Below are 25261 nucleotides of genomic sequence, written 5' to 3' on the forward strand. Positions count from 1 at the left end.
CAGCCTACGGTAGCTCCTACAGGGATTACATCACTTCGATGTAGAAGCTGCCGCAGGCTGCGATCTTTGGTGCTGTTTTAACGCGGCAGTTTCAGGTTGTTCCATACCGCCAGGCTAGGTTCAGCCTGGTTCAGGGTATAGAAATGCAGCCCTGGTGCACCACCTTGCAACAAGCGTTCACACATTTCGGTGATCACCTGTTCGCCGAAACCCTGAATGCTTTGGGTGTCGTCACCGTAGGCTTCCAGTTGTTTACGGATCCAGCGCGGAATTTCCGCACCGCAGGCGTCGGAGAAGCGTGCCAGCTTGCTGTAGTTGGTGATCGGCATGATGCCCGGAACAATCGGGATGTTCACGCCCATCGCCTGTACACGCTCGACGAAGTAGAAGTAGCTGTCGGCGTTGAAGAAGTACTGGGTGATCGCACTGCTGGCACCGGCATTGGCCTTGCGCACGAAATTGGCGAGATCGTCTTCGAAGTTGCGGGCTTGCGGGTGCATTTCCGGATAAGCGGCGACTTCGATGTGGAAGTGGTCGCCGGTCTCTTCACGAATGAAGCTCACCAGGTCATTGGCATGGCGCATTTCGCCGCTGGCCATGCCCATGCCTGAAGGCAGGTCACCGCGCAAAGCAACGATCCGTTTGATGCCGGCCGCCTTGTATTGAGCCAGCAGGCCGCGCAAGTCAGCCTTGCTGTCGCCAACGCAAGACAGATGCGGTGCGGCAGGGACTTTGACTTCGCTTTCGAGCTGCAACACGGTGTTGAGGGTGCGATCACGGGTCGAACCCCCGGCGCCATAGGTGCAGGAGAAGAAATCGGGGTTGTACGTGGCCAGCTGACGGGCAGTGGCGATGAGCTTTTCATGCCCGGCATCGGTCTTCGTAGGGAAGAACTCGAAGCTGTAGCGGCGGTCTTGGGACATAGGAATACCCTTGCAAACGCGTAAGCCTTGTAGGCGCCGCGCTCACTGTAGGAGCAAAGCTTGCTCGCGATGCAAGCGCCGCGGTGTTTCAGGAACACCGTGGTGATGCTATCGCGAGCAAGCTTTGCTCCTACAGTAAACAGGGCTCCTACATAAGCCCGCTCCCACAGGGGGAGCGGACAGTCTGTGCCTATCAGTAGCGGTAAGCGTGCGGCTTGAATGGGCCTTCGACGGTCACGCCGATGTATTCAGCCTGTTGCTTGGTCAGTTGAGTGACCACACCACCGAAACCGCGGACCATTTCCAGGGCCACTTCTTCGTCGAGTTTCTTCGGCAGTACTTCAACGGTCAAGCGCTCGGCTTTCTGGGCTGGCGACAGGTCGGCGTACTTCTGGCCGAACAGGAAGATCTGCGCCAGAACCTGGTTGGCGAACGAGCCGTCCATGATGCGGCTTGGGTGGCCAGTGGCGTTGCCCAGGTTAACCAGACGGCCTTCGGCCAGCAGGATCAGGTAGTCGTCGTTCTGTGCGTCGAAATCGCCAGGGCCGGTACGGTGTACCTTGTGAACCTGTGGCTTCACTTCTTCCCATGCCCAGTTCTTGCGCATGAAAGCCGTGTCGATTTCGTTGTCGAAGTGACCGATGTTGCAGACCACGGCGCGCTTCTTCAGGGCTTTGAGCATGTTTGCGTCGCAAACATTGACGTTGCCGGTCGTGGTCACGATCAGGTCGATCTTGCCCAGCAGGGCCTTGTCGATGCTTGCTTCAGTGCCGTTGTTGATGCCGTCGATGAACGGCGAAACCAGTTCGAAACCGTCCATGCAGGCTTGCATGGCGCAGATCGGGTCAACTTCGGAGACTTTGACGATCATGCCTTCCTGACGCAGGGACTGGGCCGAACCCTTGCCCACGTCACCGTAACCGATGACCAGCGCTTGCTTGCCGGACAACAGGTGGTCGGTACCGCGCTTGATCGCGTCGTTCAGGCTGTGACGGCAGCCGTACTTGTTGTCGTTCTTGCTCTTGGTCACCGAGTCGTTGACGTTGATGGCCGGGATTTTCAGCTCGCCCTTGGCCAGCATGTCCAGCAGACGGTGTACGCCAGTGGTGGTTTCTTCGGTCACGCCGTGGACGCGGTCCAGGATCGCCGGGTACTTCTTGTGCAGCAGCTCGGTCAGGTCGCCGCCATCGTCGAGGATCATGTTGGCATCCCAAGGCGCGCCATCCTTGAGGATGGTTTGCTCCAGGCACCACTCGTACTCTGCTTCGGTTTCGCCTTTCCAGGCGAAAACCGGAATGCCGGCAGCGGCGATAGCGGCAGCGGCCTGGTCCTGAGTCGAGAAAATGTTGCAGGACGACCAGCGTACTTCGGCACCCAGGGCAACCAGGGTTTCGATCAGCACGGCAGTCTGAATGGTCATGTGGATGCAGCCGAGGATCTTCGCGCCCTTGAGTGGTTGCTCGACAGAGTACTTGCGGCGCAGACCCATCAGGGCTGGCATTTCGGATTCGGCGATGATGGTTTCGCGACGGCCCCAGGCAGCCAGGGACATGTCGGCAACTTTGTAGTCGTTAAAATCTGCAGGCGTGTTGACAGCGCTCATGAAGAGCCTCCATTCGTAAGTATGCGAATGGGCGCCGTTGTGCGTTTAGTGTCCAGCCGATCGTGGCCGGGCAACGCCCCATCCGAGCCTGACAGGTCGAACCTGCTGCAGCGCCCCTCGGACAGGTGGCGGGAAAACGGTATCAATCGAAGATGACCGTTTTGAAACGGGGGCGATTATAGCCGTCTGGCCCAGACTTCCAAAGGGTTTCTGTCGGCCAGATGAAGATCGTTAATGGCGACTATAGTCGAAGCCTCATGGAGCATGACTGCCCGGTCTGCCATGATGGCCAGCATCAATCGGCAAGACGGTCAGGAGCGAGCATGAATTTCCACACCCGCAAATGGGTAAAACCCGAAGACCTTAACCCCAATGGCACGTTGTTCGGCGGCAGTCTGCTGCGCTGGATCGACGAAGAAGCGGCCATCTACGCGATCGTCCAGCTGGGCAACCAGCGCGTGGTCACCAAGTACATTTCCGAAATCAACTTCGTCAGCGCCTCGCGCCAGGGCGACATCATCGAGCTGGGTATCACCGCCACCGAGTTCGGTCGTACGTCGATCACCCTGACCTGCGAAGTGCGCAACAAGATCACCCGTAAAAGTATCCTGACGGTCGAGAAGATGGTCTTCGTCAACCTGGGCGAAGACGGCTTGCCTGCGCCCCATGGCCGGACCGAGATCAAGTACGTCAAGGACCAGTTCCAGGACGATCCCGCCGTCGAATGACCGCGGTCCTTGTGGCGAGGGAGCTTGCTCCCGCTGGGCCGCGAAGCGGTCGCAGATCGATTAATGCGTTGCGTCTGACAAAACTCGATTGCAGGTTTTAGGGCCGCTGCGCGCCCCAGCGGGAGCAAGCTCCCTCGCCACGGGGTTTTGTGTTGTTGCACAGCTTCATCCAAAGACTTAGCCGGGGACGTTGGCTGTCACTGCGCTGCGGCGTTGCAGGTAGATAAAGAACAGCGCTGTCAGTACGGTCAAGCCGCTGACCAGTGCGCCGGTCCACGGCAGGTCTGCAAGGTCGGCGCCGCTGGCGACAACCAGTCCGCCGATCCACGCGCCGGCCGCGTTGCCCAGGTTGAAGGCGCTTTGGTTCAGGGTTGAGCCCAGATTTGGCGCTTCAAAGGCCTGGTCGATGATCAGCAGTTGCAGGATCGGGCACAGCGCGAAGGCGAACACACCCCACAGTGCCAGGGTGATGGCTGCCGGGATCACCGAGTGGCTGGTCTGGCTGAACGCGGCCAGCACCAGCACGACGGCGAGGGCCATGCCGACCAGTGACGGCAACAGGCGGCTGTCGGCCAGGCGCCCACCGAGCATGCTGCCGGCGGTCAAACCCACACCGAACAGCAACAGCATGATGGTTACGCCGTGCGGGCTCACACCGGTGATGTCCTGCAGGATCGGTGCGATGTAGGTGAAGACGCTGAACAGGCTGGTTGACGCCAACACACTCATGCCCAGCGCCAACAACACATTGGTTTTGCCCAGCACCTTGAATTCGCTGGCCAGGTTGGCCTTGTCCATGGCGATCTCTTTCGGCAGCCAGACCCATTGGGCGATGGCGGCGATCACGCCGATCACCGACACCGCCCAGAAGGTCGAGCGCCAGCCGGCGTACTGCCCGAGCGCGGTGCCCAACGGTACGCCGAGTACGTTGGCCAGGGTCAGGCCGGTGAACATCATCGCTATCGCCTGGGCGCGTTTGTTCGGCGCCACCAAGCCGGCAGCGACCACCGAGCCGATGCCGAAAAACGCACCGTGGCACAACGCAGTAATCACCCGCGCGGCCATCAACGTGGCGTAGTTCGGGGCCAGCGCGCAGAGGATATTGCCGAGGATGAACATCAGCGTCATGCCCAGCAGCGTGGCTTTGCGCGGCATGTTGGCGGTGCCGATCGCGAGGATCGGCGCGCCGAACACCACGCCCAGGGCGTAGCCGGTAATCAGCAGGCCGGCGTGCGGAATACTCACGGCGAGGTCGCGGGCGACATCGGGCAGCAAGCCCATGATGACGAATTCAGTGGTGCCGATGCCGAAGGCGGCAACAGCCAGTGCAAGCAAGGCGAGTGGCATGCGCAAGGTCTCTGTCGGTAGTCTTGACGCTCTGATCAGGCATACGCATGCGAACTCCCGGGGCCGTGAGGATCGGGTAGCAGCAGAAATTTATTGGAATAGGTATGTGCGCAACTGAGTGCGGCGTGGTCGGTTGCAGTATAAACAGCCGCTGACATATGGCGAATCAATTCGGTTGATGCGGGCAAGGAGAGCAGGGTGCTTGCGACAATTCTGGTATTGGTGGCGGCGTTGTTGCACGCAGCCTGGAATACCCTGATCAAATTCAGTGCCGAGCGGTTATTGGTCGTGGCCTGCATGGACAGCGTCGCGATGCTGTTTGTCGCGCTGATGCTGGGTTTCGTCGCGCTGCCGCCGATGGACATCTGGCCGTGGATACTTGCTTCGGCGGCCTTCGAGTTGCTCTATCGCTATTTGCTGATCCAGGCCTATCGGGTCGGCGATCTCGGGCTGGTCTATCCACTGATGCGCGGTTTGTCGCCGTTGGTGGTCTTGGCGTTGACGCTGATCTTTGCCGGCGAAGTGCTGACGATCCAGCAGATCCTCGGCATTTTGCTGATCCCGTTCGGCATGCTGTGCCTGCTCTGGCAGGGCGGTGGTGGGGAGCGTTTGCCGTGGTCGATGTTGCCGGTGGTGGTGCTGATCGGCTTGTGCATTGGCTGCTACACCTTCATCGATGGGCAGGCATTACGGCGCTGGTCGCACCCGCTCGATTACCTGGTCTGGGTCACGCTGTTCAGTGCCTGGCCGTTCCCGCTGTTGGCGCTGGTGCGCAAGCGTCCGGCTTTTATGCTGTTCTGGCGTGAACAGTGGCAACTGGGGTTGAGCGTCGGGTTCTGCGTGTTGTTCAGCTACGCTTTGGTGCTCTGGGCCATGCAGTTGGGGTCAATTGCCGAAGCGGCGGCGTTGCGCGAGATCAGTGTGATTCTGGTGGTGCTGTTCGGCATGCGTTACCTCAAGGAACCTTTCGGCAGGCCCAGGCTCTTGGCTTGTGGGCTGGTACTGGCCGGCATGCTCGTGATGAAGTTCTGAGCGAGCGCTTACAAAACGCTAAAAGGAATCTGCAATGAATGTTGCCCTGTGGTGTGTATTGATCGCGATTTTCTTGCCGTACGTTTGCACTGCCATCGCCAAGATCGGCGGCAAGTTCGGGCTTCGGGATAATCATGATCCGCGAGATTTTCTTGAGTCCCTCGAAGGGTTCGCCAGGCGTGCCCACTGGGCCCAGTTGAACAGCTTTGAAGTCACCCCGGCGTTTGCCGCTGCGGTCATCGTCGCGCATCTGGTCGGCAATGCCGAACTGGTGACGATCAACGTGCTGTCGGTGCTGTTCATCACCAGCCGCCTGCTTTACATCATCTGCTACCTGGCAGACTGGGCAATCTTGCGTTCGCTGGTGTGGTTTGTCGGCATGGGGCTGATTGCCAGTTTCTTTTTTGTGTCGATCTGAATCTGGCATGGGTTTTTGGTGTTGCTACTGGCCTCATCGTCGGATCGCCGCCCGGAGCCGGCTCGCTCCCACAGGAGAATGCATTCCAATAATGAAATGGCTACCCCCGCCGCCCCCTGTGATCGCCCACTAAGCTTTCGCAGGGGGCTCATCGGAGACCGTTGCCATGAACAAAGTAGCTATTGCCGCCATCGATCTGGGAAAACACTCTTTCCATCTACACGCGCAAGATGATCGTGGTCATGAGCTTTACCGCAAAAAGTTTACTCGTGCGGCGCTCATGCAGCACCTGATGAATCTCGAACCCTGCACCGTTGTGATGGAAGCCTGCGGCGGAGCCCACTTCATGGCGCAGGAGGTCGCGAAGCTGGGACATACGCCCAAGCTCATTGCCCCGCATCTCGTACGCCCTTACGTGAAAAGCAACAAAAACGACTTCGCTGATGCCGAGGCGATCTGCGAGGCGGCGACTCGTCCAACAATGCGCTTTGTACACCCCAAAACCCAGGCTCAGCAGCTGCTGGCCATGCTCAACTCGACACGCGATTCGTTCATCAAAGAGCGCACCGCGACCGTCAATCGGATTCACGCAGCGCTTTTGGAGGTCGGCGTCAGTCTGGCCACAGGCTTCAAGCCCATCAAAGAACTGCCCGCTCGGCTTGAAGCGAGTTCAATTCCTGTGCCCATCAAAAAACTTCTGACGAGGTTGCAGGAGCACTTCACCTATCTGGATGGGCAGATCAAGACGCTGGACAAGGAAGTGGAATGCCAGGCCGCCGAAGATGATCTGGCGGCTCGTTTGATGACCATGCCCTGCGTAGGCCCGATCACCTCCAGCGTCCTGGCTGCCGAATTGGGCGATGGCAAGCAGTTCAAATGCGGCCGAGGCTATTCGGCCTCAATCGGGCTGATACCCAAACAGCATTCTACGGGCGGCAAGACCGTCCTGCTGGGCATCAGCAAGCGAGGTGATCGCAACCAGCGGCGCCTGCTTGTCCAATGTGCCCGTGTTTACCTGATGCAACTGGACCGACAGAAAGGCTGGCTGGCGGACTGGGTCCGGCAGCTATTGGCCCACCATCACTCCAACCATGTGGTCTGCGCGCTGGCCAACAAGCTGGCAAGGATCGCCTGGGCGATTGCTGCCCACCACACTGAATTTGATGCAGGGCCAACCGCGATGAACGCCTGACCCTGCTGTCACCCGAGCACCACCCACCTGGTTTTGCGATGCTGGATAACAGATGACGTGAACGGCTAACCGGCCTGACGACAACCCTGAGCTCCCACACGGCTGAAAGGCCGTTCGAATAATTAGGATCGTTAGGCATCGATTCTCATCGAGGCGCGGGGTTGCCACCCCACACAGACGCCGGATAGATGAAAGCAAGCCAAACACGCATCAAAAACAGTATTGCAGAAAAGGGGGTAACCATAGATGTGGGAGCGAGCAGGCTCGCGATTGCAATAGCCCAGTCGACACAATACCTAAGGGGTAGTCTTTACCGCATCAGCCACCTGCGGCAGTTGCGGCAGCGCCGCGCCTTTTGGCCAGAGCATCCAGATTTGCCCTTGCTGTTTCATGTCGCCGGCCAGTTGCCCGGCGGCATCGCCCGTGCCCCAGAAGAGGTCGGCACGAACTTCACCGGTGATCGCGCCGCCGGTGTCCTGTGCGGCGACGGGGCGTACCAGTGCGCTGCCATCAGGGCGGGTGGTGGATAACCACAGCAGACTGCCCAGCGGAATCACCTTGCGATCCACCGCTACGCTGTAACCCGAGGTCAGTGGCACGTTCAACGAGCCGCGCGGGCCTTCGTTGCTGTCAGGATTGCGGCTGAAGAATACATAACTCGGGTTACTGCCGAGCAGTTCAGGAATGCGCGTCGGGTGGGCCTTGGCCCAGGCACTGATGGCGCCCATGGTGACGTCTTCCTTCTTCAGTTCGCCCTGATCTACCAGCCAGCGGCCAATTGGGCGGTAGGGGTGACCGTTCTGGTCGGCATAACCGATGCGCAGTTGGCGGCCATCTTCCAGTTGAATGCGGCCCGAGCCCTGGATTTGTAGAAACTGCAGGTCCATCGGGTCGGTCAGCCATGCCAGCACAGGCGCCTTGACCCCTTTGGTTTCAATGGCGGCGGCATCGTCGTAAGGCTTCAGCACCCGGCCCTCAAGGCGACCGCGCAGGCGCTTGCCTTTGAGTTCGGGGTAAATGCTCTCAAGCGAGACGATGATCATGTCGTCCGGTACACCGTAAACCGGCACATTGGCCACCGGGTTCTGCGTCAGGCTGCCCGGATAGACCGGCTCGTAATAGCCGGTGATCAGGCCATTGGCATTGCCGCTGGAGGAGCGCAGGCCGTAGACCGCCAGCTGTTCCTTGAGAAAGCCACGGATGGCGTCTGCGGTTTGCGGCACGTTTGCGGCCGCTGCGCAGGTCGCGCCCCAGACCGGGTCGGACTTCAGGCGAATACAGGCGCTGCGCCAGGAACCGAAGCCGGCCAGCAAGTCATTATCGGATACCGCCGGCAAAGCTTCCCACGTCGCGCTGGAATAGGTGGCGATGGCATGGGTTTGTGGTTTTGCGGTGTCGCCACTGTTGCAACCGGCGAGCAGGGCGACCATCGGTACGGTCCAGAGCAGAGTGTTGCGCCAGGCCTTGAAACGGCTATTCATGCAGTATTTCCTGTGCAGGTTGCCCGAGCGCTTCCAGCGTTCAAGCAACCCTTGTTGTTAATAGGGCTATTGGTCTTTGCCGACGACGCGAGGATACTGGTCGCCGTTTCCCGTGACCTGAAGCCACCATGACTCTTAAAAGACTTTCTGTTGTATTGCTGGCCTGCCTGACGCTGTCGGCCTGTGGCGGTGTCGATCCGAACTCGCCGCTGGGTCAGCGCAAGGCGATTTTCAAGCAAATGCTCAAGACCGGCGAAGACCTGGGCGGCATGTTGCGGGGACGTATCCCGTTCGATGGCCCGCGTTTTACCGCAGGTGCAGTCAAGCTCGACGCCTTGTCCCATGAGCCGTGGAAGCATTTCCCACAGGTTCGTGAGGACGGCAACACCAGCGCCAAAGACGGTGTCTGGCAGCAGCAGGCGCGTTTCCAGGACATGGCTCGCACGCTTGAAGCCGCCACCGGTGAATTGGTGATTGCCAGCCAGGTTCAGCCGTACAAGGCCAGTAACCTGGGCCCGGCTGTGCAGAAAGTCGAAGACGCCTGTAGTGCGTGCCATAAACAGTTTCGTGATCACTGATTTCAGGTTCAACTGATAACTCTGTGGCGAGGGAGCTTGCTCCCGCTGGGTGGCGAAGCCGCCCCAAAATCGGCTATCGCGATTATCCCGGGAAATCGTGTCCGCCGGACTGCGAACGCTACGCGTCCGAGCGGGAGCAAGCTCCCTCGCCACAAAAGCACCTGTGCTCAGTGTGCTCACCTCGTCCGGATTTACTTGTCCAGCTCATCCAGTGCTCGCTGCAATTGCTTACGGGCCTCGGCGAGTTTGTCTTTACGGTTGTTGATCTTTTCGGCATCGCCCTTTTTCATGGCCTTGTCGAGGTCGGCCTGACGGCGGCTGACTTCGTGCTTGGCGTCGAGCACCTTGTTCTCGCGTTCTCTCTTCAAGGAGGCGTCGTTGCAGTGCTCGGTGGCTTCGCTCAGGGCTTTTTCCAGACCAGCCTGTTGCCCGGCATTGCCATGCGCCCTGGCCTGTTCGATCTGGTTGCTGATGGACTGGCGTTTGGCGGCGCAGCCAGTGAGTTGCGGAGTTTCTTCGGCAGCCATCAGCGGTGTCGCCATGACGCCACAAAGGGTCAGCATGGCGAGCGGTGAAAGAAATTTCATAAAGGCTCCGTTTAAAAAATCATCAGATCGGCAGCAGATGGGCTGCTGGAGCGCATCGATACCCATTGGGTTCAAAACTGCCGGCTCTCTAAACATCTAGAAACCGTCTATCCCGGCAGCGTGTAATTGTTCGCTCAAGGCCAGCACCTGCGGGTTGCGGAAAAATGCGCTCAATTGCGCTGCGCGCCCCGGGCCGATTCCGGCTTCGGTCTGCCATTGCTCAGTGTCTCGTTGCGCCAGTAATTTCCATGAGTCTGCAAGTCTGGCCTCACCGGTGGGCGGCAAGCCCAATGCTTTCAGCCAGCGTGAAAAGGGCTGTTGCCGGGTGCTTTGCAGGCTATTCAGCAAGCGGACACTGCTGCGCTCGCCGAAGCCGCCAATGTTAGCAAGCTCTTGGGCGTCGAGGGTCAACCAATCGAGCAAACCCTTGAGGCGTCCGGCGCTGATCAGTTTTTCCCAGGTACCGGGGCCTATATGGCGCAGCGCCAGGCCTTGTTTGCCACTGAGCCAGGTCAGTCGCGCGAGAAACTGGCTTTCGCAACCCGGTGTCGGTTGCCAACAGCTGAGGTGATGAAAGTCTTCTGCACGCGGCGCGCTTACCTCGGGTCGTTCAGTGCTGCGCAACACGACGCTGTCGAGTCGTGGGATGGTCAGCCCGGCAAGGCTGATGGCAACCTGATCGCCCGGGCGGATATCCATGGCCTGCCAGCGCTGCAACGAACTGACGCTCACACGTTTGATCTGACGGTCATCGAGCATGACCGGGGCAAGCTCCAGCACCGGGGTGATGCGTCCAGTGCGCCCGATCTTGAAGTTGACCTTGCGCACTTCAGCCAGTGCCTGGGCGAAAGGGTACTTCCAGGCCACGCTCCAGAACGGTGTTTTCGCCTCCCAGCGCTGCGCCGCCGGACGTTGGCTCTGACGCAAGACGATACCGTCACTGGCAAACGGCAGAGGTGTGCGATACCAGTGATCGCGCCAACGCTCGGCATCGGCAAATGCGCTGACGGGCTGGCTGTAAAACTCACCGTCAGGGAAACCCAGCGCTTTCAGTGCGGCCAGGCGCTCTGGCAAGCTGGTCGGACCTTGCGGCCAGTCCCAGACGAATAGCCCTATTCCGTTAGCGTCCACAGGGTTCAGCTCTTTGCGAGCCATCAACCCGGCCACGGCGCTGCGGGCGTTCAAGCTGCCGCGTTTGGCTTGCACATGATCCGTCAGGCGCCAATAGAGTTCGCCTTGCAGCAATAAATCCAGTGGCTGCGGCAGTTGCTGGGGGATGGCGGCGATCTTGCGCGCCGAGGTGGTCCAGTCCTGGCCGTTGACACCGTCCCCGCGACTGATCGCCTGCTGGAGCAGACCCTCACGGTAAATCAGCGTGACCGCTACGCCATCGACTTTGGGCTGAACCCAGATATCGTCGCGTGTCTTGAGCCAGGCTTCGACGGCCTTACCGTCGATGAGTTTTTCCAGGCCTGTATGTGCAATCGGGTGGGGCACCGTGCCTCGGGCGGTGCGCAGCGGATTTTCAGTTGCTGAGGTTGGCTCGAAGCACACCCGCCAGGCGGCGAGGCGGGCACGGGACTGGTCATAGAGCTCGTCGGCGACCAGCGAGCGTCCCCGCCGGTGATAGCTGTCGTCCCAGCGCTCGATTTGCTCTTGCAGCGCGGTGATTTCGGCTTGGGCCCGGATGGGCAGCCAGTCAGGGCAGGGAGTGGCGTTAGCGTTCAGGCAAGCGGCTATCAGCCAAAAACCGATCAGCAGACGAAGCGTGGGCAGCATCATGAGCATCCTTGCTCGAGGGGGATGCCTGAAGGCTAGATCAGCAGGGAGGCTAGCGAGCGCAGGTAGTTTTCAGGGTGTGTCCAGCCCGGATCAGCGCCCATGAAAAAGCCCCGCACGGCGAACCGTGCGGGGCTTTTTGTGCAGCCAGGAAAGTCTTACAGGCCGGCAGCAGCGCGCAGGGCGTCGGCGCGGTCGGTCTTTTCCCAAGTGAAGGTGGTGAATGTATCGTCACCCACCGTCTTGGTTTCCGGCGTACGACCGAAGTGGCCGTAGGCTGCGGTTTCCTGGTACATCGGGTGCAGCAGGTCGAGCATGGTGGTGATCGCGTATGGACGCAGGTCGAACACTTCGCGGACCAGTTTGATGATCTTGTCATCGCTGATCTTGCCGGTGCCGAAGGTGTTCAACGAGATCGACGTCGGCTGAGCGACGCCAATAGCGTAGGAAACCTGAATCTCGCAACGCTCAGCCAGGCCGGCAGCGACGATGTTCTTGGCGACATAACGACCGGCGTAAGCAGCGGAACGGTCAACCTTCGATGGATCTTTACCGGAGAACGCGCCGCCGCCGTGACGGGCCATGCCGCCGTAGGTGTCGACGATGATCTTGCGACCGGTCAGGCCGCAGTCGCCCACCGGGCCACCGATGATGAAGTTGCCGGTCGGGTTGATGTGGAACTGGGTGTCTTTGTGCAGCAGCTCAGCTGGCAGCACGTGCTTGACGATCAGCTCCATCACGCCTTCGCGCAGGTCTTTGTAAGACACTTCCGGGTTGTGCTGGGTCGACAGAACGATCGCGTCGATGCCCACAACCTTGCCGTTTTCATAGCGGCAAGTGACTTGCGACTTGGCGTCCGGACGCAGCCATGGCAGCAGGCCGGATTTGCGGGCTTCAGCCTGACGCTGAACCAGCTGGTGCGAGAAGGTGATCGGTGCTGGCATCAGCACGTCGGTCTCGTTGCTGGCGTAGCCGAACATCAGGCCCTGGTCGCCGGCACCTTGATCTTCCGGCTTGCTGCGGTCAACGCCCTGGGCGATGTCTACCGACTGCTTGCCGATAATGTTCATCACGCCGCAGGTCGCGCCGTCGAAGCCGACATTCGAGCTGTTGTAGCCGATGTCGAGGATCACGTTGCGGACGATGTCTTCCAGATCGACCCAGGCCGAGGTGGTGACTTCGCCGGCGATGATCGCCACGCCCGTTTTCACCAGAGTCTCGCACGCCACACGGGCGAACTTGTCTTCAGCAATGATGGCGTCCAGCACCGCATCAGAAATCTGGTCGGCGATTTTGTCCGGATGCCCTTCAGACACGGACTCGGAGGTGAAAAGGGAGTATTCGCTCATCTCGATGTTTTCCTGAAATTTACCGATGGTGAGTGTCGCCAGCCGGTCGCTGAAAATGGCGGACCTGGATCTGGAAACCATTACGTAAGCCTACATAGAGGCTTTCCCCGGGAACGAGTCCCGCAGCGGTGGCCCAACGGGCCAAATCGTCCTGTTCAAACCCCAACCAAAGATCACCGCAGGCCTCCCTGGCCCAACTTTGGTTGTGGCTACATAACTCTGTCACTAACAGGCTACCGCCTGGTTGCAGCAAACCGGCCATGTGCTTGAGCGCATCGGCTGGCGCGGCGAAATGGTGCAACACCATGTTCAGTACAACGCAATCGGCCTCAAGGCTTACGCCATCCAATGCATCGGCCAATTGCAGGCTGACGTTAGCCAGCGTTTCACGTTCGCAGACCTGACGCGCCAGTTCGAGCATCGCCGGGCTGTTGTCGAGCGCCGTGACCTGATTGAAGCGGCGCGCCAGTTCCGGCAGAAAACTGCCGTCGCCGGGACCGACTTCAATGGCGGTGGCGCCTTCGCTGAAACTCAACTTGTCGAGCAGCGCCAGCACGCTTTCGCGGTACTGCGCCAAGCCGGCGATCAAGTCTTGCTGGGCGCGAAACTTTTCCGCAACCCGTGAGAAAAAGTCCTGACTGGCAGCGGCTCGTTGCCCGTGGACCTGGCTGATCCGCGCCTGTACTTCACTGGGCAGGGTCAGGTTGTCCACTTCGTCTAGCAGTGCCGCGTGCAGCTTGCCGCCCAACAATTCGGTGTGGGGCAGGGCGCGCCGGTAAAAAATCGCGTTGCCTTCACGGCGGGTCGCTACCAGGTCGGCCTGGGCCAGCACCTTCAAGTGGTGGCTCATGCCCGATTGGCCGGTGGCGAAGATTTGCGCCAGCTCGAGTACGCCGAACGAATCGTTGGCCAGTGCGCGCAAAACGTTCAGCCGCAACGGATCGCCGCCGGCCTTGCACAAGGCCGCCAGCTCATCGCAATCGTCATGGCGAATGGAAGGCACGCGTAAGTTCATAAGGCCAGCAGTCTAGTGATGCGCTGAAATCCCTGCAAGGCCAATATCAAAAAGTTTTGATATTGCTCGATAGATGGCACTTCCGGGGCTGTGCTTCACTCTACAAACGAAGCGCGGAAAGGTTTCACCAGTAGAAACCTGCGTTATCCATTGGAAAAACGTCTCCAGATGACTATCTGTCATTGCCCCGAGGCTGTCCGCTGAGGGAAAATGCTCGCCTTTTTTCCGTTTCGTTTTATTCACTCTCGATTCAGTATCAGCAGGAGAACAGCGATGCCCAGCCGTCGTGAGCGTGCCAACGCCATTCGTGCCCTCAGCATGGATGCCGTGCAAAAAGCCAACAGCGGCCATCCCGGTGCCCCTATGGGGATGGCGGATATCGCCGAAGTGCTTTGGCGTGACTACCTCAAGCACAACCCGAGCAATCCATCGTTTGCCGACCGTGACCGGTTCATCCTGTCCAACGGTCACGGCTCGATGTTGATCTACTCGCTGCTGCACCTGACCGGCTACGACCTGTCGATCGATGACCTGAAAAACTTCCGCCAACTGCACAGCCGCACCCCGGGTCACCCGGAGCTTGGCTACACCCCGGGTGTTGAAACCACCACTGGCCCGTTGGGTCAGGGCCTGGCCAACGCCGTGGGTTTTGCCCTGGCAGAAAAAGTCCTGGCGGCGCAGTTCAACCGTCCTGGCCACAACGTTGTCGACCACCACACCTACGTGTTCCTGGGTGATGGCTGCATGATGGAAGGCATTTCCCACGAAGTCAGCTCCCTGGCCGGTACGCTGGGCCTGGGCAAACTGATCGCTTTCTACGATGACAACGGCATCTCCATCGATGGCGAAGTCGAAGGCTGGTTCACCGATGACACCCCGAAGCGTTTCGAAGCCTACAACTGGCAGGTGATCCGCAACGTTGACGGTCACGACCCGGAAGAAATCAAAACCGCGATCGAGACTGCACGCAAAAGCCAGCAACCAACGCTGATCTGCTGCAAAACCATCATCGGTTTCGGTTCGCCGAACAAGCAGGGCAAGGAAGACTGCCACGGCGCCGCTCTGGGTGACGCGGAAATCGCTCTGACCCGTACCGCGCTGAAGTGGAACTACGGCCCGTTCGAAATCCCGGCCGACATCTACGCCGAGTGGGACGCCAAGGAAGCCGGTCGCGCAGTCGAAGCCGACTGGGATCAACGTTTCGCTGCCTACTCCGCCGAATTCCCTGAACTGGCCAACGAACTGGTTCGTCGTCTGAGCGGTGAGCTGCCAGAAGACTTCGCTGAAAAAGCTTCGGCTTACATCGCTGAAGTCGCGGCCAAGGGCGAAACCATCGCCAGCCGTAAAGCCAGCCAGAACGCCCTGAATGCGTTCGGCCCACTGCTGCCGGAAATGCTCGGCGGTTCGGCTGACCTGGCCGGTTCCAACCTGACCCTGTGGAAAGGTTGCAAAGGTGTCAGCGCTGAAGACGCCAGCGGCAACTACATGTACTACGGCGTTCGCGAGTTCGGCATGACCGCCATCATGAACGGCGTTGCCCTGCACGGCGGCCTGGTGCCTTACGGCGCGACTTTCCTGATGTTCATGGAATACGCCCGCAACGCCGTGCGCATGTCCGCCCTGATGAAGCAGCGTGTGATCCACGTCTACACCCACGACTCCATCGGTCTGGGCGAAGACGGTCCGACTCACCAGCCCATCGAACAACTGGCCAGCCTGCGCTGCACGCCGAACCTCGACACCTGGCGTCCAGCCGATGCCGTTGAATCGGCCGTGGCCTGGAAGAACGCCCTGGAACGTAAAGACGGTCCTACGGCACTGATTTTCTCGCGTCAGAACCTGCAGCACCAAACCCGTGACGCGGTGCAGATCGAACTGATCAACCGTGGTGGTTATGTGCTCAAGGACTGCGCCGGCGAGCCTGAGCTGATCCTGATCTCCACCGGTTCGGAAGTCGGCCTGGCCGTTCAGGCCTACGACAAACTGACTGAACAGGGTCGCAAGGTGCGCGTGGTTTCCATGCCATGCACCAGCGTGTTCGATGCTCAGGATGCCGGCTACAAGCAAGCGGTTCTGCCGTTGCAGGTCAGCGCCCGTATTGCTATCGAGGCTGCTCACGCGGACTACTGGTACAAGTACGTGGGCCTGGAAGGTCGCGTCATCGGCATGACCACCTACGGCGAGTCGGCGCCTGCGCCGGCCTTGTTCGAAGAGTTCGGCTTCACCCTGGAAAACATCCTGGGTCAGGCTGAAGAGCTGCTGGAAGACTAAGTCCAGGTGATGTATTGCCTGTTCTGACACCATCGCGGGCAAGCCTTGCTCCTACAGATTTATGTCGTGCCCGAATCCCGTGGCAATCATCTATCCGTAGGAGCAAGGCTTGCCCGCGATGACAATGGAACATTCAACGTTGAACTGACGGATTCACCACGGTAATCGAGAACCCCATGCCTCAACCGCGTCCTTACAAAGTTGCACTCAACGGCTACGGCCGGATTGGTCGTTGCGTCTTGCGTGCTTTGTTCGAGCGAGGGGCGGCGGCCGGGTTTGAAATTGTGGCAATCAACGATCTGGCTGACATGGCCAGCATCGAATACCTGACACGCTTCGACTCCACCCACGGGCGTTTTCCCGGCGAGGTGAAGGTCGACGGCGATTGTCTGCATATTAAGGGCAACTGCGTGAAGGTCCTGCGCAGTGCCACCCCCGAAGGCATCGATTGGGCGTCGCTGGGCGTCGATCTGGTGCTGGAGTGCTCCGGCGCTTACCACACGCGCACAGACGGCCAGCGTTTTCTCGACGCCGGCGCTCCGCGTGTGCTGTTTTCCCAACCGATGGCCAGCGAGGCGGATGTCGACGCCACCATCGTCTACGGCGTCAATCAGGATTGCCTGACCGGCGATGAACGGCTGGTGTCCAACGCATCCTGCACCACCAACTGCGGCGTGCCGCTGTTACGTCTGCTGGATCAGGCCTTTGGCCTGGATTACGTGTCGATCACCACGATTCACTCGGCGATGAACGATCAGCCGGTCATCGACGCCTACCATCACGAAGACCTGCGCCGCACCCGTTCGGCGTTCCAGTCGGTGATCCCGGTGTCCACCGGCCTGGCGCGCGGCATAGAACGCCTACTGCCGGAACTTGCCGGGCGAATTCAGGCCAAAGCTGTACGCGTGCCGACGGTCAACGTGTCTTGCCTCGATATTACGATGCAAACTGTCACCGATACCGACGCGGCCGAGGTCAACCGGATCCTGCGCGAGGCGGCCACCAGCGGCCCGCTCAAGGGTCTTTTGGCTTACACCGAGTTGCCTCACGCCAGTTGTGATTTCAACCATGACCCGCATTCGGCGATCGTCGATGCCAGTCAGACTCGCGTTTCCGGCCCACGGCTGGTGAACGTGCTGGCCTGGTTCGACAACGAATGGGGTTTTGCCAACCGAATGCTGGATGTTGCAGAACACTATCTGCAAACCGCTATTAAGCTCTCTGTCTTTCAGCTCTCTGCTTCTAAAAAACCTGCTCTCTAAAACAGCTATCCAGGAAATGCGACCCATGACCGTCTTGAAGATGACCGACCTCGATCTGCAAGGTAAGCGCGTGTTGATCCGCGAAGACCTCAACGTCCCAGTCAAGGATGGTGTTGTCACCAGCGATGCGCGAATCCTGGCCTCGCTGCCGACCATCAAGCTGGCCCTGGAAAAAGGCGCAGCCGTGATGGTCTGCTCGCACCTGGGCCGTCCGACCGAAGGTGAATTCTCGGCCGAGAACAGCCTCAAGCCCGTCGCTGACTACCTGAGCAAGGCCCTGGGCCGTGAAGTACCGCTGGTGTCCGACTACCTGGGCGGTGTTGACGTCAAGGCTGGCGACATCGTGCTGTTCGAGAACGTGCGCTTCAACAAGGGCGAGAAAAAGAACGCTGACGAGCTGGCCCGGCAATACGCCGCCCTGTGCGACGTGTTCGTGATGGACGCCTTCGGCACCGCTCACCGTGCCGAGGGTTCGACCCACGGCGTGGCCAAGTTTGCCAAAGTCGCCGCTGCTGGCCCGTTGCTGGCTGCCGAGCTGGACGCACTGGGCAAAGCCCTGGGCGCCCCGGCCCAGCCAATGGCCGCCATCGTTGCCGGCTCCAAGGTCTCGACCAAGCTCGACGTGCTGAACAGCCTGAGCCAGATCTGCGACCAGTTGATCGTCGGTGGTGGTATCGCCAACACCTTCCTGGCCGCTGCCGGTCACCCGGTCGGCAAATCGCTGTACGAGCCAGACCTGCTGGACACCGCCCGCGCCATCGCAGCCAAAGTCAGCGTGCCGTTGCCAGTCGACGTGGTGGTTGCCAAGGAATTCGCTGAAAGCGCTACTGCGACCGTCAAGCTGATCGCCGACGTAGCAGCAGACGACATGATCCTCGACATCGGCCCACAGACCGCAGCGCACTTCGCAGAACTGCTGAAGTCGTCGAAGACTATTCTGTGGAACGGCCCGGTCGGCGTATTCGAATTCGACCAGTTCGGTAACGGCACCAAAGTCCTGGCTCAGGCCATCGCCGATAGCTCGGCGTTCTCCATCGCGGGCGGCGGAGACACCCTGGCAGCCATCGATAAGTATGGCGTTGCCGAGCAAATCTCCTACATTTCTACCGGCGGTGGCGCGTTCCTCGAGTTCGTCGAAGGCAAAGTGCTGCCAGCCGTTGAAGTCCTGGAAAGCCGGGCAAAGGCCTAAGGGTCGTCCATTGGCCAGGCAAAGGAGTGTTTACATGGTCAAGACGTTAGCGACATTGATCGCAGCGGGCGTACTGGCCGGCTGCGGGAGTACCCCGAAAGCCGCGCAGGAACCGGATGCCGGCGCGTCGGACAAGGGTTGTTATCAGGCCGACTGGCAAGCAGAAACCAACCCGGTGCTCAACAAGCGTTCCGGGCCGGATGGCCTGGATAAATACGAGACACGGACCCCGGCCAAGGAACATGGTTGCCCTTGACCGGTCTGACTCAAACACTCCCAGTGCTGGTGGCGTGCGCCGCCAGCCGAGGAACATTGATGAAAGGCTTGATAGCTGTGGGGTCGCTGGCAGTACTTGCCGGTTGCGCCACAATGAACCCGTTCGCGTCGTCGCCTGCTGCGTCCGATAGCTGGACGAACTGGGTTTGCGACAGCCAGGCACAAGTGCTCTGGCACTACGCTGACAACAGCCACAAGGCTGTTGACGTGCGCCTGGGTGGTGACGATCAGGTGCACCGCTTGAAGCTGGAGCCGGCAGGCAGCGGTTCGCTGTACAGCGATGACAAACTGGCGTTTCACGTCAAAGGTGAGGAAGGCCTGGTGTACTGGGTCGCCACCAACGATTTGATCGGCCGCGGCTGTAAAGCCAAGTAACACCGCTGATCACAGAGCTTTTGTGGCGAGGGAGCTTGCTCCCGCTGGAGCGCGAAGCGGTCCCTAAGCCAGTCGACTCAGTGATTCGGAAAGACCGAGTCAATTGGTTTACGACTGCTTCGCAGCCGAGCGCGAGCAAGCTCGCTCGCCACAGGGTTCTTCGTAACACACAAGATTTATGTTGTACCGAATTCGCAGGCCGGTCTTACCCCCGATCTGCATTAACTTGAATAGCAGCCACCGCTACGGCAGGCTTGCACGATTAACGACCCTCAACCGGGAGAGACACACACCATGGCACTTATCAGCATGCGCCAGATGCTGGACCACGCAGCCGAGTTCGGCTACGGCGTTCCAGCCTTCAACGTCAACAACCTTGAGCAGATGCGCGCCATTATGGAAGCCGCTGACAAGACTGACTCCCCGGTGATCGTCCAGGCTTCGGCCGGCGCCCGTAAATACGCTGGCGCGCCATTCCTGCGTCACCTGATTCTGGCGGCGATCGAAGAGTTCCCGCACATCCCGGTGTGCATGCACCAGGACCACGGCACCAGCCCTGACGTCTGCCAGCGCTCGATCCAGCTGGGCTTCAGCTCGGTGATGATGGACGGCTCCCTCGGCGAAGACGGCAAGACCCCGACCGACTACGACTACAACGTCCGTGTAACCCAACAAACCGTAGCCATGGCCCACGCCTGCGGCGTATCGGTAGAAGGCGAGCTGGGCTGCCTGGGTTCGCTGGAAACCGGCATGGCCGGTGAAGAAGACGGTATCGGTGCAGAAGGCGTGCTCGATCACAGCCAAATGCTCACCGACCCGGAAGAAGCCGCTGACTTCGTCAAACGCACCCAGGTCGACGCCCTGGCCATCGCCATCGGCACCAGCCACGGCGCCTACAAGTTCACCAAGCCACCGACCGGCGACGTGTTGGCCATCGACCGCATCAAGGAAATCCACAAGCGCATCCCGAACACCCACCTGGTGATGCACGGTTCTTCTTCAGTGCCGCAAGAGTGGCTGGCGATCATCAACCAGTACGGCGGCGACATCAAAGAAACCTACGGCGTCCCGGTTGAAGAAATCGTCGAAGGCATCAAGCACGGCGTGCGCAAGGTCAACATCGACACCGACCTGCGCCTGGCCTCCACCGGTGCGATGCGTCGCCTGATGGCTACCAACCCGAGCGAATTCGACCCGCGTAAATTCTTCGGCGCGACTGTGACTGCAATGCGTGATGTGTGTATTGCACGTTATGAAGCGTTTGGGACTGCCGGTAATGCTTCGAAGATCAAGCCGATCTCGTTGGAAGCGATGTTCCAGCGTTATTTGAAGGGTGAGTTGAACGCCAAGGTTAACTAAGACCTGAACGTTTAATTGCACTAATAAAAAACCCGCCGAGAGGCGGGTTTTTTATTGGGTGATCGCAATGGGGTAAGCAGGCTTTTCCCGTTGTTGATGCTTACTGAATAAGTTTCCAGTTTTTGTAAAAGAACCGGCGCAAGGCAAAGGCTGCGCCTGCAAACGAAGCAACGATGCCGTTCAGGATAAAAGAGGCCCAGGACGGGCGCAGTATGTCGAGAAACAGGCAGTAGCGCTTGGCGTCATTCTTATTGAAGGAGGCGTGCAGCAGGGTGTCGTCAAAGATGAACAGCGGATCATCGTGCCAGTAGTGTTTTTGCTTCCTGACTTGAATGTACACACCGTCATGATGAGCGGCCGGCATGATGTTGTAGAGCACGCGGTACATCATGCGCAATGGCCCGAAGTGAAAGGAGGTCGACTGATTTTCATTGAAAACCGATACGCCGATGGTCTTAATATAAGGCAGTTTTTTCTGAAGTGCGGGGATCTGGAGTTCGGTATCGATCTTGCGGCCATACCATTGGAAGAACAACATGCCACGCTTTTTCTGGGCCATGCGCGCATCGAGGAATGCAATGATCTCTTCCTTGTGAGCCATCGCGGTTTCAATCACGTAGTTGATGTCATGCTGGTGGCTTTCGGGAAGCTCGCGCAACTTGTAAACGTAACGGCTTGGCTTGCACAGCACATCGAAAAAGGTATTCAAAGGCGCGAGCAACCATGTATTACGGCCGCCACCTATAAAATACTTTTTGATGATGTCGGTATCGAAGATGCCATTGCGTAGGAAATCATAAATACCGCAAATACAAAGCACGATAACAAACCAAAGAGTGGCTATCGGAAAACTATAAATAATGGCCGCAATAGCGAGAATAGTGATTGCCGAGACTGCTTTTTTGCGGATGACTCGAGTGTTCATGGAACGCAGTTCCCCTGAGGCGGTGCGGTATAGATTTGAAAAATACCTATAGGCTCAGCATTATTTGCGATCATAAGAATTTTTCCTGTAATGAAGTGTAATAAATATTTCTTATTTGTAAAGTGTTCTCAGATGTGCTGCAGCGGTTTTTTCTTCGGCGTCAGCAAAAAAAAAGCGGCGGGGCGGGTATTGGGTAGTCATTGGGTGCACCCTCTTGTTTAAAGAAAGATTGCCACCGTTCGCTGCGAAACAAATTGGGTGGCAGCTGTACGCGGGTTTGCAGACCGAGCAACGAGAGAACCCGGCAGACCCGAAGATCTCTCACAGACAGCCGCCATAAATCACCCTGCTGGCGAGAGGTTGCCAGCATAACTTTTTGGGGCGGATGTGGCCCATGTTGTTAGGGCTGCGAAACCCTGCCGCTGACCGGAGTCGGCTGACGGGATGAACTGTAAGCGGCGATTTTGGGGGCGGCAACCGGACGGTAGGACCGTTGCGCAGTCATTGTGGCGAGGGAGCTTGCTCCCGCTCGGCGGCGTAGCCGTCGTAAACCGGGCGGTGTGGTGTGTCTGAGGAAATGAGGTGGCAAAGGTTAGGGGCTGCTTCGCAACCCAGCGGGAGCAAGCTCCCTCGCCACAATGGGATAGTTCCTACTGAACTGATCGTTCCCACGCTCCGCGTGGGAACGATCAGGAGAGTTGAGATCAAGTCGTCAGCTCTTGTTGTGATCAATATCCAGCTTGCTGAACGTCACTTTCCCGCCCTCGCTGGTGTACCCGGTGTTGTCCTGCACGTACACCCCGGCCTTGAAGTACAGCGGTTTATCGCGCCAGTTGGTGCTGATCCGGGTGTCCCATGAGTAGCCGGCGGCGCTGATACCCAGGGCGCCGCCGGGGTAGAGCCAGTTGCGCAAGGTGCCGTTGCTGTAGGTTTCGCGAAGCTCGGTGCGCGAGTAAATCGCGTTTTCAGTACGAGAGCCGGTCACCGGGGATCAGAAGAGAAGTGTGCCGGTGTCGGAATGGAAATATTGATCCTTGAAACCGTCCACCAGTTTGGCGGTATCAACGGTGTACGGAGAGTTGCCGACAGGGACACTGAGGTTCCAGGTTGCGAGATCGATCAGGGTCAAAGTATCCGCGAATTCTAGCTGGGCGCGCGTACCAGAAGCTCTAGCCTGCGCATTAGAGGGCGGTCTTTATAAGCGTAGAAGGAGTGCTTGTTAATGCCCGTCTGGCGGATAACTGGCGTCAATGCTCTGTCGGAATGTCGCGTTTCCCGGTCTCGGTGCCTCCGTCGCTGACCGTTAGTCGGAGTCTGGGGCTTTGAGTCGGTGATGGCGCCATGACACCTACTGCTTTTGTATATCCCGGTCTAGAGTGGAGTCGCAGTATTTGTCCGGTTTTTTTCGACAGTACCGGCCTGACGTCACTACAAGAGAAGCAGCATGGAATGCGCGCAACCCAAGTCAGTTGAAGGCAGCTCAGTTCTATTGATCGTGGATGATTACCCTGAAAACCTGGTCAGCATGCGTGCGTTGTTACAGCGCCAGGACTGGCAGGTGATGACCGCGGCATCCGGCTTTGAAGCCTTGAGTCTGTTACTCGAACATGAAATCGACCTGGTGCTGCTTGATGTGCAGATGCCAGGGATGGACGGTTTTGAAGTGGCGCGTTTGATGCGCGGTAGCCAGCGTACCCGTTTGACCCCGATCATTTTCCTGACCGCCAACGAACAGTCCCAGGATGCGGTGATCAAGGGCTATGCCAGCGGCGCGGTGGATTACCTGTTCAAACCGTTTGACCCGCAAATCCTCAAACCCAAAGTCCAGGCCCTGCTTGAGCACCAGCGTAATCGCCGGGCCTTGCAGCGGTTGAGCCAGGATCTGGAAGCGGCGCGCGCTTTCAATGCCTCGGTGCTGGATAACGCCGCCGAAGGGATTCTGGTGGTGGGCGATGATGGTCTGATCCGCTTCGCAAACCCGGCCATGTCCCGCCTGCTCAATGCGACAGTCACCGAATTGCAAGGCGCGGAGTTTGTGGACTTCCTGCAAAAACCGCACGTGCCGGTGTGGGCTGATTCTGATATTTATGCCGGTTATCAACGGGGTGAGACCTGGCGCGTGCACGATGCAATCCTGCGCACCGCGCCGGGTCAGCAAGTGCCGGTGGCGCTGTCCTGTGCGCCATTGCCGTCCGAACAGCAGGCCATGGTGGTGACCGTGCTCGACATGTCGGTAGTCCGCCATCTGCATCAACAGCTGGAGTTCCAGGCTGTCACAGACCCGCTGACCGGGCTGCTCAATCGCCGTGGTTTCTACCAGACTGTCGAAAACCTGTTGTTGCGTGGTGAGCGCTCCGACGGTACGTGGGTTTTGTTGTACCTGGACCTTGATGGCTTCAAACGGGTCAATGATTCCTTGGGCCACGATGCCGGTGACCGGGTGCTGCGCTGGGTGTCCGAGCAGTTGAAAGCCTGCCTGCGGCCGTTCGATATTCTGGCGCGCATGGGCGGCGATGAGTTCACGGCGTTGCTCGATCTGGAGTGTCCCGAGCAAGCGGCGAAGATTGCCGAGAAGCTCATCGAGCGAATCTCGATCTGTCAGCAGATTGAAGGGCTGGATGTGGTGCTCGGCGCGAGCATCGGCATTGCGACCTATCCCGATTGCGGTTCCAACCTTGACGGCTTGTTGCGTGCCTCAGACATCGCGATGTACGAGGCCAAGCGTGCCGGGCGTCAGCAGTATCGTTTTTACGACCATGAAATGAACGGTCGCGCGCGCTCACGGCTGATGCTTGAAGACAGCGTGCGCACGGCCATCGAAAACCAGGATTTCAACCTGGTGTATCAACCGCAGGTGGCGATTGCCGACGGTCGCGTACGCGGGTTTGAAGCGTTGCTGCGCTGGCGGCATCCGAGTGTTGGCGATGTGCCTCCAGGGTTGTTTTTACCGCTGCTGGAAGAGGCGCGGCTGATCAGTCGTCTCGGCAGTTGGATTTACCATCACGGCGCCCAACAGCGAAAGGCCTGGGAAAGCCTGTTTGCCAAGGATCTGGTGCTTGGTGTGAGCTTGAGCAGTACCCAGTTCGGCATGCCGAACCTGGTCACTGAATTGCGTCAGGTGCTGGAGCGTCATGAGCTGCAGCCGTGTCAGCTGGAAGTTGAGATCACCGAAGATGCCTTGATACAAAATGTTGATGAGTCACGTAAGCAGCTGCGTCTGTTGCGTCACCTGGGGGTGCGCGTGGCGTTGGATGACTTTGGTTCAGGGCCGTGCTCGTTGGCTCATTTACGCGATCTGCAGTTGGACACGCTCAAGCTCGACCGGCACCTGATTGCCCGGATACTCGATTCACCCCGGGATGCGGCGCTGGCGCGCAGCGTCATTGAGTTATGCAAGCAATTCGGGATGCTGGTGATCGCCGAAGGCGTGGAGAGCGTTGCGCAGTATCAATGGCTTGAGGCCAACGGTTGCCAGTATGTGCAAGGTTTCCTGGTAGCCAGGCCGCTGATGGCCGAGGATGCCGCTGGGTTTGCGCAGCCGTTTGACTGGAGCGCGCTGACTGCCTGAATTC

General features: G+C 59.0%; 21 protein-coding genes, 1 pseudogene and 1 riboswitch. Of the genes and pseudogenes, 12 read left to right on the plus strand and 10 right to left on the minus strand.

Going from position 1 to position 25261, the window contains the following annotated elements; translation table 11 throughout:
* Positions 1-77: 77 nt before the first annotated feature.
* Together metF and ahcY are read right to left on the minus strand one after the other, a co-directional pair.
* Complete coding sequence (gene metF, locus HK44_RS24420) at positions 78-923, minus strand: methylenetetrahydrofolate reductase [NAD(P)H] (protein WP_019694051.1); 846 nt, start codon at positions 921-923, stop codon at positions 78-80.
* A 193-nt stretch (positions 924-1116) separates the two neighbouring features.
* Positions 1117-2526 (minus strand): adenosylhomocysteinase, encoded by a 1410-nt coding sequence (ahcY, locus tag HK44_RS24425; protein ID WP_019694050.1) that lies wholly within the window; start codon positions 2524-2526, stop codon positions 1117-1119.
* Between the two features lie 22 nt (positions 2527-2548).
* Positions 2549-2651, minus strand: a riboswitch (S-adenosyl-L-homocysteine riboswitch).
* A gap of 198 nt (positions 2652-2849) precedes the next feature.
* Here ahcY and HK44_RS24430 point away from each other — a divergent pair.
* Complete coding sequence (locus tag HK44_RS24430; protein WP_019694048.1) at positions 2850-3254, plus strand: acyl-CoA thioesterase; 405 nt, start codon at positions 2850-2852, stop codon at positions 3252-3254.
* A gap of 177 nt (positions 3255-3431) precedes the next feature.
* Here the strand turns inward: HK44_RS24430 and HK44_RS24435 are convergent, their stop codons facing one another.
* The gene (locus HK44_RS24435) at positions 3432-4601 is read right to left on the minus strand and encodes an MFS transporter (RefSeq protein ID WP_024265155.1); all 1170 of its coding nucleotides are present in this window, start codon (positions 4599-4601) and stop codon (positions 3432-3434) included.
* A gap of 198 nt (positions 4602-4799) precedes the next feature.
* Between HK44_RS24435 and HK44_RS24440 the strand changes: the two genes are divergently transcribed.
* The 3 genes from HK44_RS24440 to HK44_RS24450 all read left to right on the plus strand — a co-directional run bounded on the left by HK44_RS24440 (position 4800) and on the right by HK44_RS24450 (position 7243).
* Entirely contained in the window at positions 4800-5633 is an 834-nt protein-coding gene (locus tag HK44_RS24440; RefSeq protein ID WP_024265156.1) for an EamA family transporter, read from the plus strand.
* A gap of 34 nt (positions 5634-5667) precedes the next feature.
* Complete coding sequence (locus tag HK44_RS24445; RefSeq protein ID WP_024265157.1) at positions 5668-6051, plus strand: MAPEG family protein; 384 nt, start codon at positions 5668-5670, stop codon at positions 6049-6051.
* 166 nt (positions 6052-6217) lie between these two features.
* Positions 6218-7243: an IS110 family transposase gene (locus tag HK44_RS24450; RefSeq protein ID WP_024264761.1), complete on the plus strand. Its 1026-nt coding sequence runs from the start codon at positions 6218-6220 to the stop codon at positions 7241-7243.
* Positions 7244-7539: 296 nt separating this feature from the next.
* Here HK44_RS24450 and mltA read toward each other — a convergent pair whose 3' ends face one another.
* The gene (mltA, locus tag HK44_RS24455) at positions 7540-8724 is read right to left on the minus strand and encodes a murein transglycosylase A (protein ID WP_019694046.1); all 1185 of its coding nucleotides are present in this window, start codon (positions 8722-8724) and stop codon (positions 7540-7542) included.
* Positions 8725-8852: 128 nt separating this feature from the next.
* Between mltA and HK44_RS24460 the strand changes: the two genes are divergently transcribed.
* On the plus strand, positions 8853-9302 hold the full coding sequence (locus HK44_RS24460; protein WP_019694045.1) for a c-type cytochrome: 450 nt from the start codon (positions 8853-8855) through the stop codon (positions 9300-9302).
* A 191-nt stretch (positions 9303-9493) separates the two neighbouring features.
* On the opposite strand, the gene HK44_RS24465 is transcribed toward HK44_RS24460, so the two are convergent.
* The 4 genes from HK44_RS24465 to HK44_RS24480 all read right to left on the minus strand — a co-directional run bounded on the left by HK44_RS24465 (position 9494) and on the right by HK44_RS24480 (position 14032).
* Positions 9494-9889, minus strand: coding sequence for a DUF1090 domain-containing protein (locus HK44_RS24465; protein WP_019694044.1), 396 nt, complete (start codon positions 9887-9889; stop codon positions 9494-9496).
* Between the two features lie 96 nt (positions 9890-9985).
* Entirely contained in the window at positions 9986-11668 is a 1683-nt protein-coding gene (ligB, locus tag HK44_RS24470; protein ID WP_019694043.1) for an NAD-dependent DNA ligase LigB, read from the minus strand.
* A gap of 158 nt (positions 11669-11826) precedes the next feature.
* On the minus strand, positions 11827-13017 hold the full coding sequence (metK, locus tag HK44_RS24475; RefSeq protein WP_019694042.1) for a methionine adenosyltransferase: 1191 nt from the start codon (positions 13015-13017) through the stop codon (positions 11827-11829).
* A gap of 19 nt (positions 13018-13036) precedes the next feature.
* Entirely contained in the window at positions 13037-14032 is a 996-nt protein-coding gene (locus tag HK44_RS24480; RefSeq protein WP_019694041.1) for an ArsR/SmtB family transcription factor, read from the minus strand.
* A gap of 273 nt (positions 14033-14305) precedes the next feature.
* On the opposite strand from HK44_RS24480, the gene tkt reads away from it, so the two are divergent.
* The 6 genes from tkt to fba all read left to right on the plus strand — a co-directional run bounded on the left by tkt (position 14306) and on the right by fba (position 20764).
* Positions 14306-16303: a transketolase gene (gene tkt / locus HK44_RS24485; RefSeq protein WP_019694040.1), complete on the plus strand. Its 1998-nt coding sequence runs from the start codon at positions 14306-14308 to the stop codon at positions 16301-16303.
* A 176-nt stretch (positions 16304-16479) separates the two neighbouring features.
* Positions 16480-17565: an erythrose-4-phosphate dehydrogenase gene (gene epd, locus HK44_RS24490; RefSeq protein WP_019694039.1), complete on the plus strand. Its 1086-nt coding sequence runs from the start codon at positions 16480-16482 to the stop codon at positions 17563-17565.
* A gap of 25 nt (positions 17566-17590) precedes the next feature.
* Positions 17591-18754 carry a phosphoglycerate kinase gene (locus HK44_RS24495; protein WP_019694038.1) on the plus strand — a complete coding sequence of 388 codons (1164 nt, stop codon included), beginning with the start codon at positions 17591-17593 and terminating at the stop codon, positions 18752-18754.
* Between the two features lie 34 nt (positions 18755-18788).
* Positions 18789-19010, plus strand: a complete 222-nt coding sequence (locus HK44_RS24500) for a hypothetical protein (protein ID WP_019694037.1) — start codon at positions 18789-18791, stop codon at positions 19008-19010.
* A 59-nt stretch (positions 19011-19069) separates the two neighbouring features.
* Positions 19070-19405 (plus strand): MliC family protein, encoded by a 336-nt coding sequence (locus tag HK44_RS24505; RefSeq protein ID WP_019694036.1) that lies wholly within the window; start codon positions 19070-19072, stop codon positions 19403-19405.
* A 294-nt stretch (positions 19406-19699) separates the two neighbouring features.
* Positions 19700-20764, plus strand: a complete 1065-nt coding sequence (gene fba / locus HK44_RS24510; protein ID WP_019694035.1) for a class II fructose-bisphosphate aldolase — start codon at positions 19700-19702, stop codon at positions 20762-20764.
* Between the two features lie 100 nt (positions 20765-20864).
* Here the strand turns inward: fba and HK44_RS24515 are convergent, their stop codons facing one another.
* Together HK44_RS24515 and HK44_RS24520 are read right to left on the minus strand one after the other, a co-directional pair.
* On the minus strand, positions 20865-21689 hold the full coding sequence (locus HK44_RS24515; protein WP_019694034.1) for an aspartyl/asparaginyl beta-hydroxylase domain-containing protein: 825 nt from the start codon (positions 21687-21689) through the stop codon (positions 20865-20867).
* Positions 21690-22401: 712 nt separating this feature from the next.
* Positions 22402-22812 (minus strand): annotated as a pseudogene (locus HK44_RS24520) (polysaccharide lyase family 7 protein).
* Between the two features lie 321 nt (positions 22813-23133).
* On the opposite strand from HK44_RS24520, the gene HK44_RS24525 reads away from it, so the two are divergent.
* Entirely contained in the window at positions 23134-25257 is a 2124-nt protein-coding gene (locus HK44_RS24525) for a putative bifunctional diguanylate cyclase/phosphodiesterase (protein WP_019694033.1), read from the plus strand.
* The last annotated feature ends 4 nt before the right edge of the window (positions 25258-25261 follow it).

The sequence above is a fragment of the Pseudomonas fluorescens HK44 genome, assembly GCF_000217955.3.
In the GTDB taxonomy this organism is placed as follows: Bacteria; Pseudomonadota; Gammaproteobacteria; order Pseudomonadales; family Pseudomonadaceae; genus Aquipseudomonas; species Aquipseudomonas fluorescens_AQ.

Bases quoted from the DNA above. Each gene is read 5' to 3' on its own strand.
- metF (WP_019694051.1), bottom strand. From the start codon at position 923: ATGTCCCAAGACCGCCGCTACAGCTTCGAGTTCTTCCCTACGAAGACC.
- ahcY (WP_019694050.1), bottom strand. From the start codon at position 2,526: ATGAGCGCTGTCAACACGCCTGCAGATTTTAACGACTACAAAGTTGCC.
- HK44_RS24430 (WP_019694048.1), top strand. From the start codon at position 2,850: ATGAATTTCCACACCCGCAAATGGGTAAAACCCGAAGACCTTAACCCC.
- HK44_RS24435 (WP_024265155.1), bottom strand. From the start codon at position 4,601: ATGCCACTCGCCTTGCTTGCACTGGCTGTTGCCGCCTTCGGCATCGGC.
- HK44_RS24445 (WP_024265157.1), top strand. From the start codon at position 5,668: ATGAATGTTGCCCTGTGGTGTGTATTGATCGCGATTTTCTTGCCGTAC.
- HK44_RS24450 (WP_024264761.1), top strand. From the start codon at position 6,218: ATGAACAAAGTAGCTATTGCCGCCATCGATCTGGGAAAACACTCTTTC.
- mltA (WP_019694046.1), bottom strand. From the start codon at position 8,724: ATGAATAGCCGTTTCAAGGCCTGGCGCAACACTCTGCTCTGGACCGTA.
- HK44_RS24460 (WP_019694045.1), top strand. From the start codon at position 8,853: ATGACTCTTAAAAGACTTTCTGTTGTATTGCTGGCCTGCCTGACGCTG.
- HK44_RS24465 (WP_019694044.1), bottom strand. From the start codon at position 9,889: ATGAAATTTCTTTCACCGCTCGCCATGCTGACCCTTTGTGGCGTCATG.
- ligB (WP_019694043.1), bottom strand. From the start codon at position 11,668: ATGCTGCCCACGCTTCGTCTGCTGATCGGTTTTTGGCTGATAGCCGCT.
- metK (WP_019694042.1), bottom strand. From the start codon at position 13,017: ATGAGCGAATACTCCCTTTTCACCTCCGAGTCCGTGTCTGAAGGGCAT.
- HK44_RS24480 (WP_019694041.1), bottom strand. From the start codon at position 14,032: ATGAACTTACGCGTGCCTTCCATTCGCCATGACGATTGCGATGAGCTG.
- tkt (WP_019694040.1), top strand. From the start codon at position 14,306: ATGCCCAGCCGTCGTGAGCGTGCCAACGCCATTCGTGCCCTCAGCATG.
- epd (WP_019694039.1), top strand. From the start codon at position 16,480: ATGCCTCAACCGCGTCCTTACAAAGTTGCACTCAACGGCTACGGCCGG.
- HK44_RS24495 (WP_019694038.1), top strand. From the start codon at position 17,591: ATGACCGTCTTGAAGATGACCGACCTCGATCTGCAAGGTAAGCGCGTG.
- HK44_RS24500 (WP_019694037.1), top strand. From the start codon at position 18,789: ATGGTCAAGACGTTAGCGACATTGATCGCAGCGGGCGTACTGGCCGGC.
- HK44_RS24505 (WP_019694036.1), top strand. From the start codon at position 19,070: ATGAAAGGCTTGATAGCTGTGGGGTCGCTGGCAGTACTTGCCGGTTGC.
- fba (WP_019694035.1), top strand. From the start codon at position 19,700: ATGGCACTTATCAGCATGCGCCAGATGCTGGACCACGCAGCCGAGTTC.
- HK44_RS24515 (WP_019694034.1), bottom strand. From the start codon at position 21,689: ATGAACACTCGAGTCATCCGCAAAAAAGCAGTCTCGGCAATCACTATT.
- HK44_RS24525 (WP_019694033.1), top strand. From the start codon at position 23,134: ATGGAATGCGCGCAACCCAAGTCAGTTGAAGGCAGCTCAGTTCTATTG.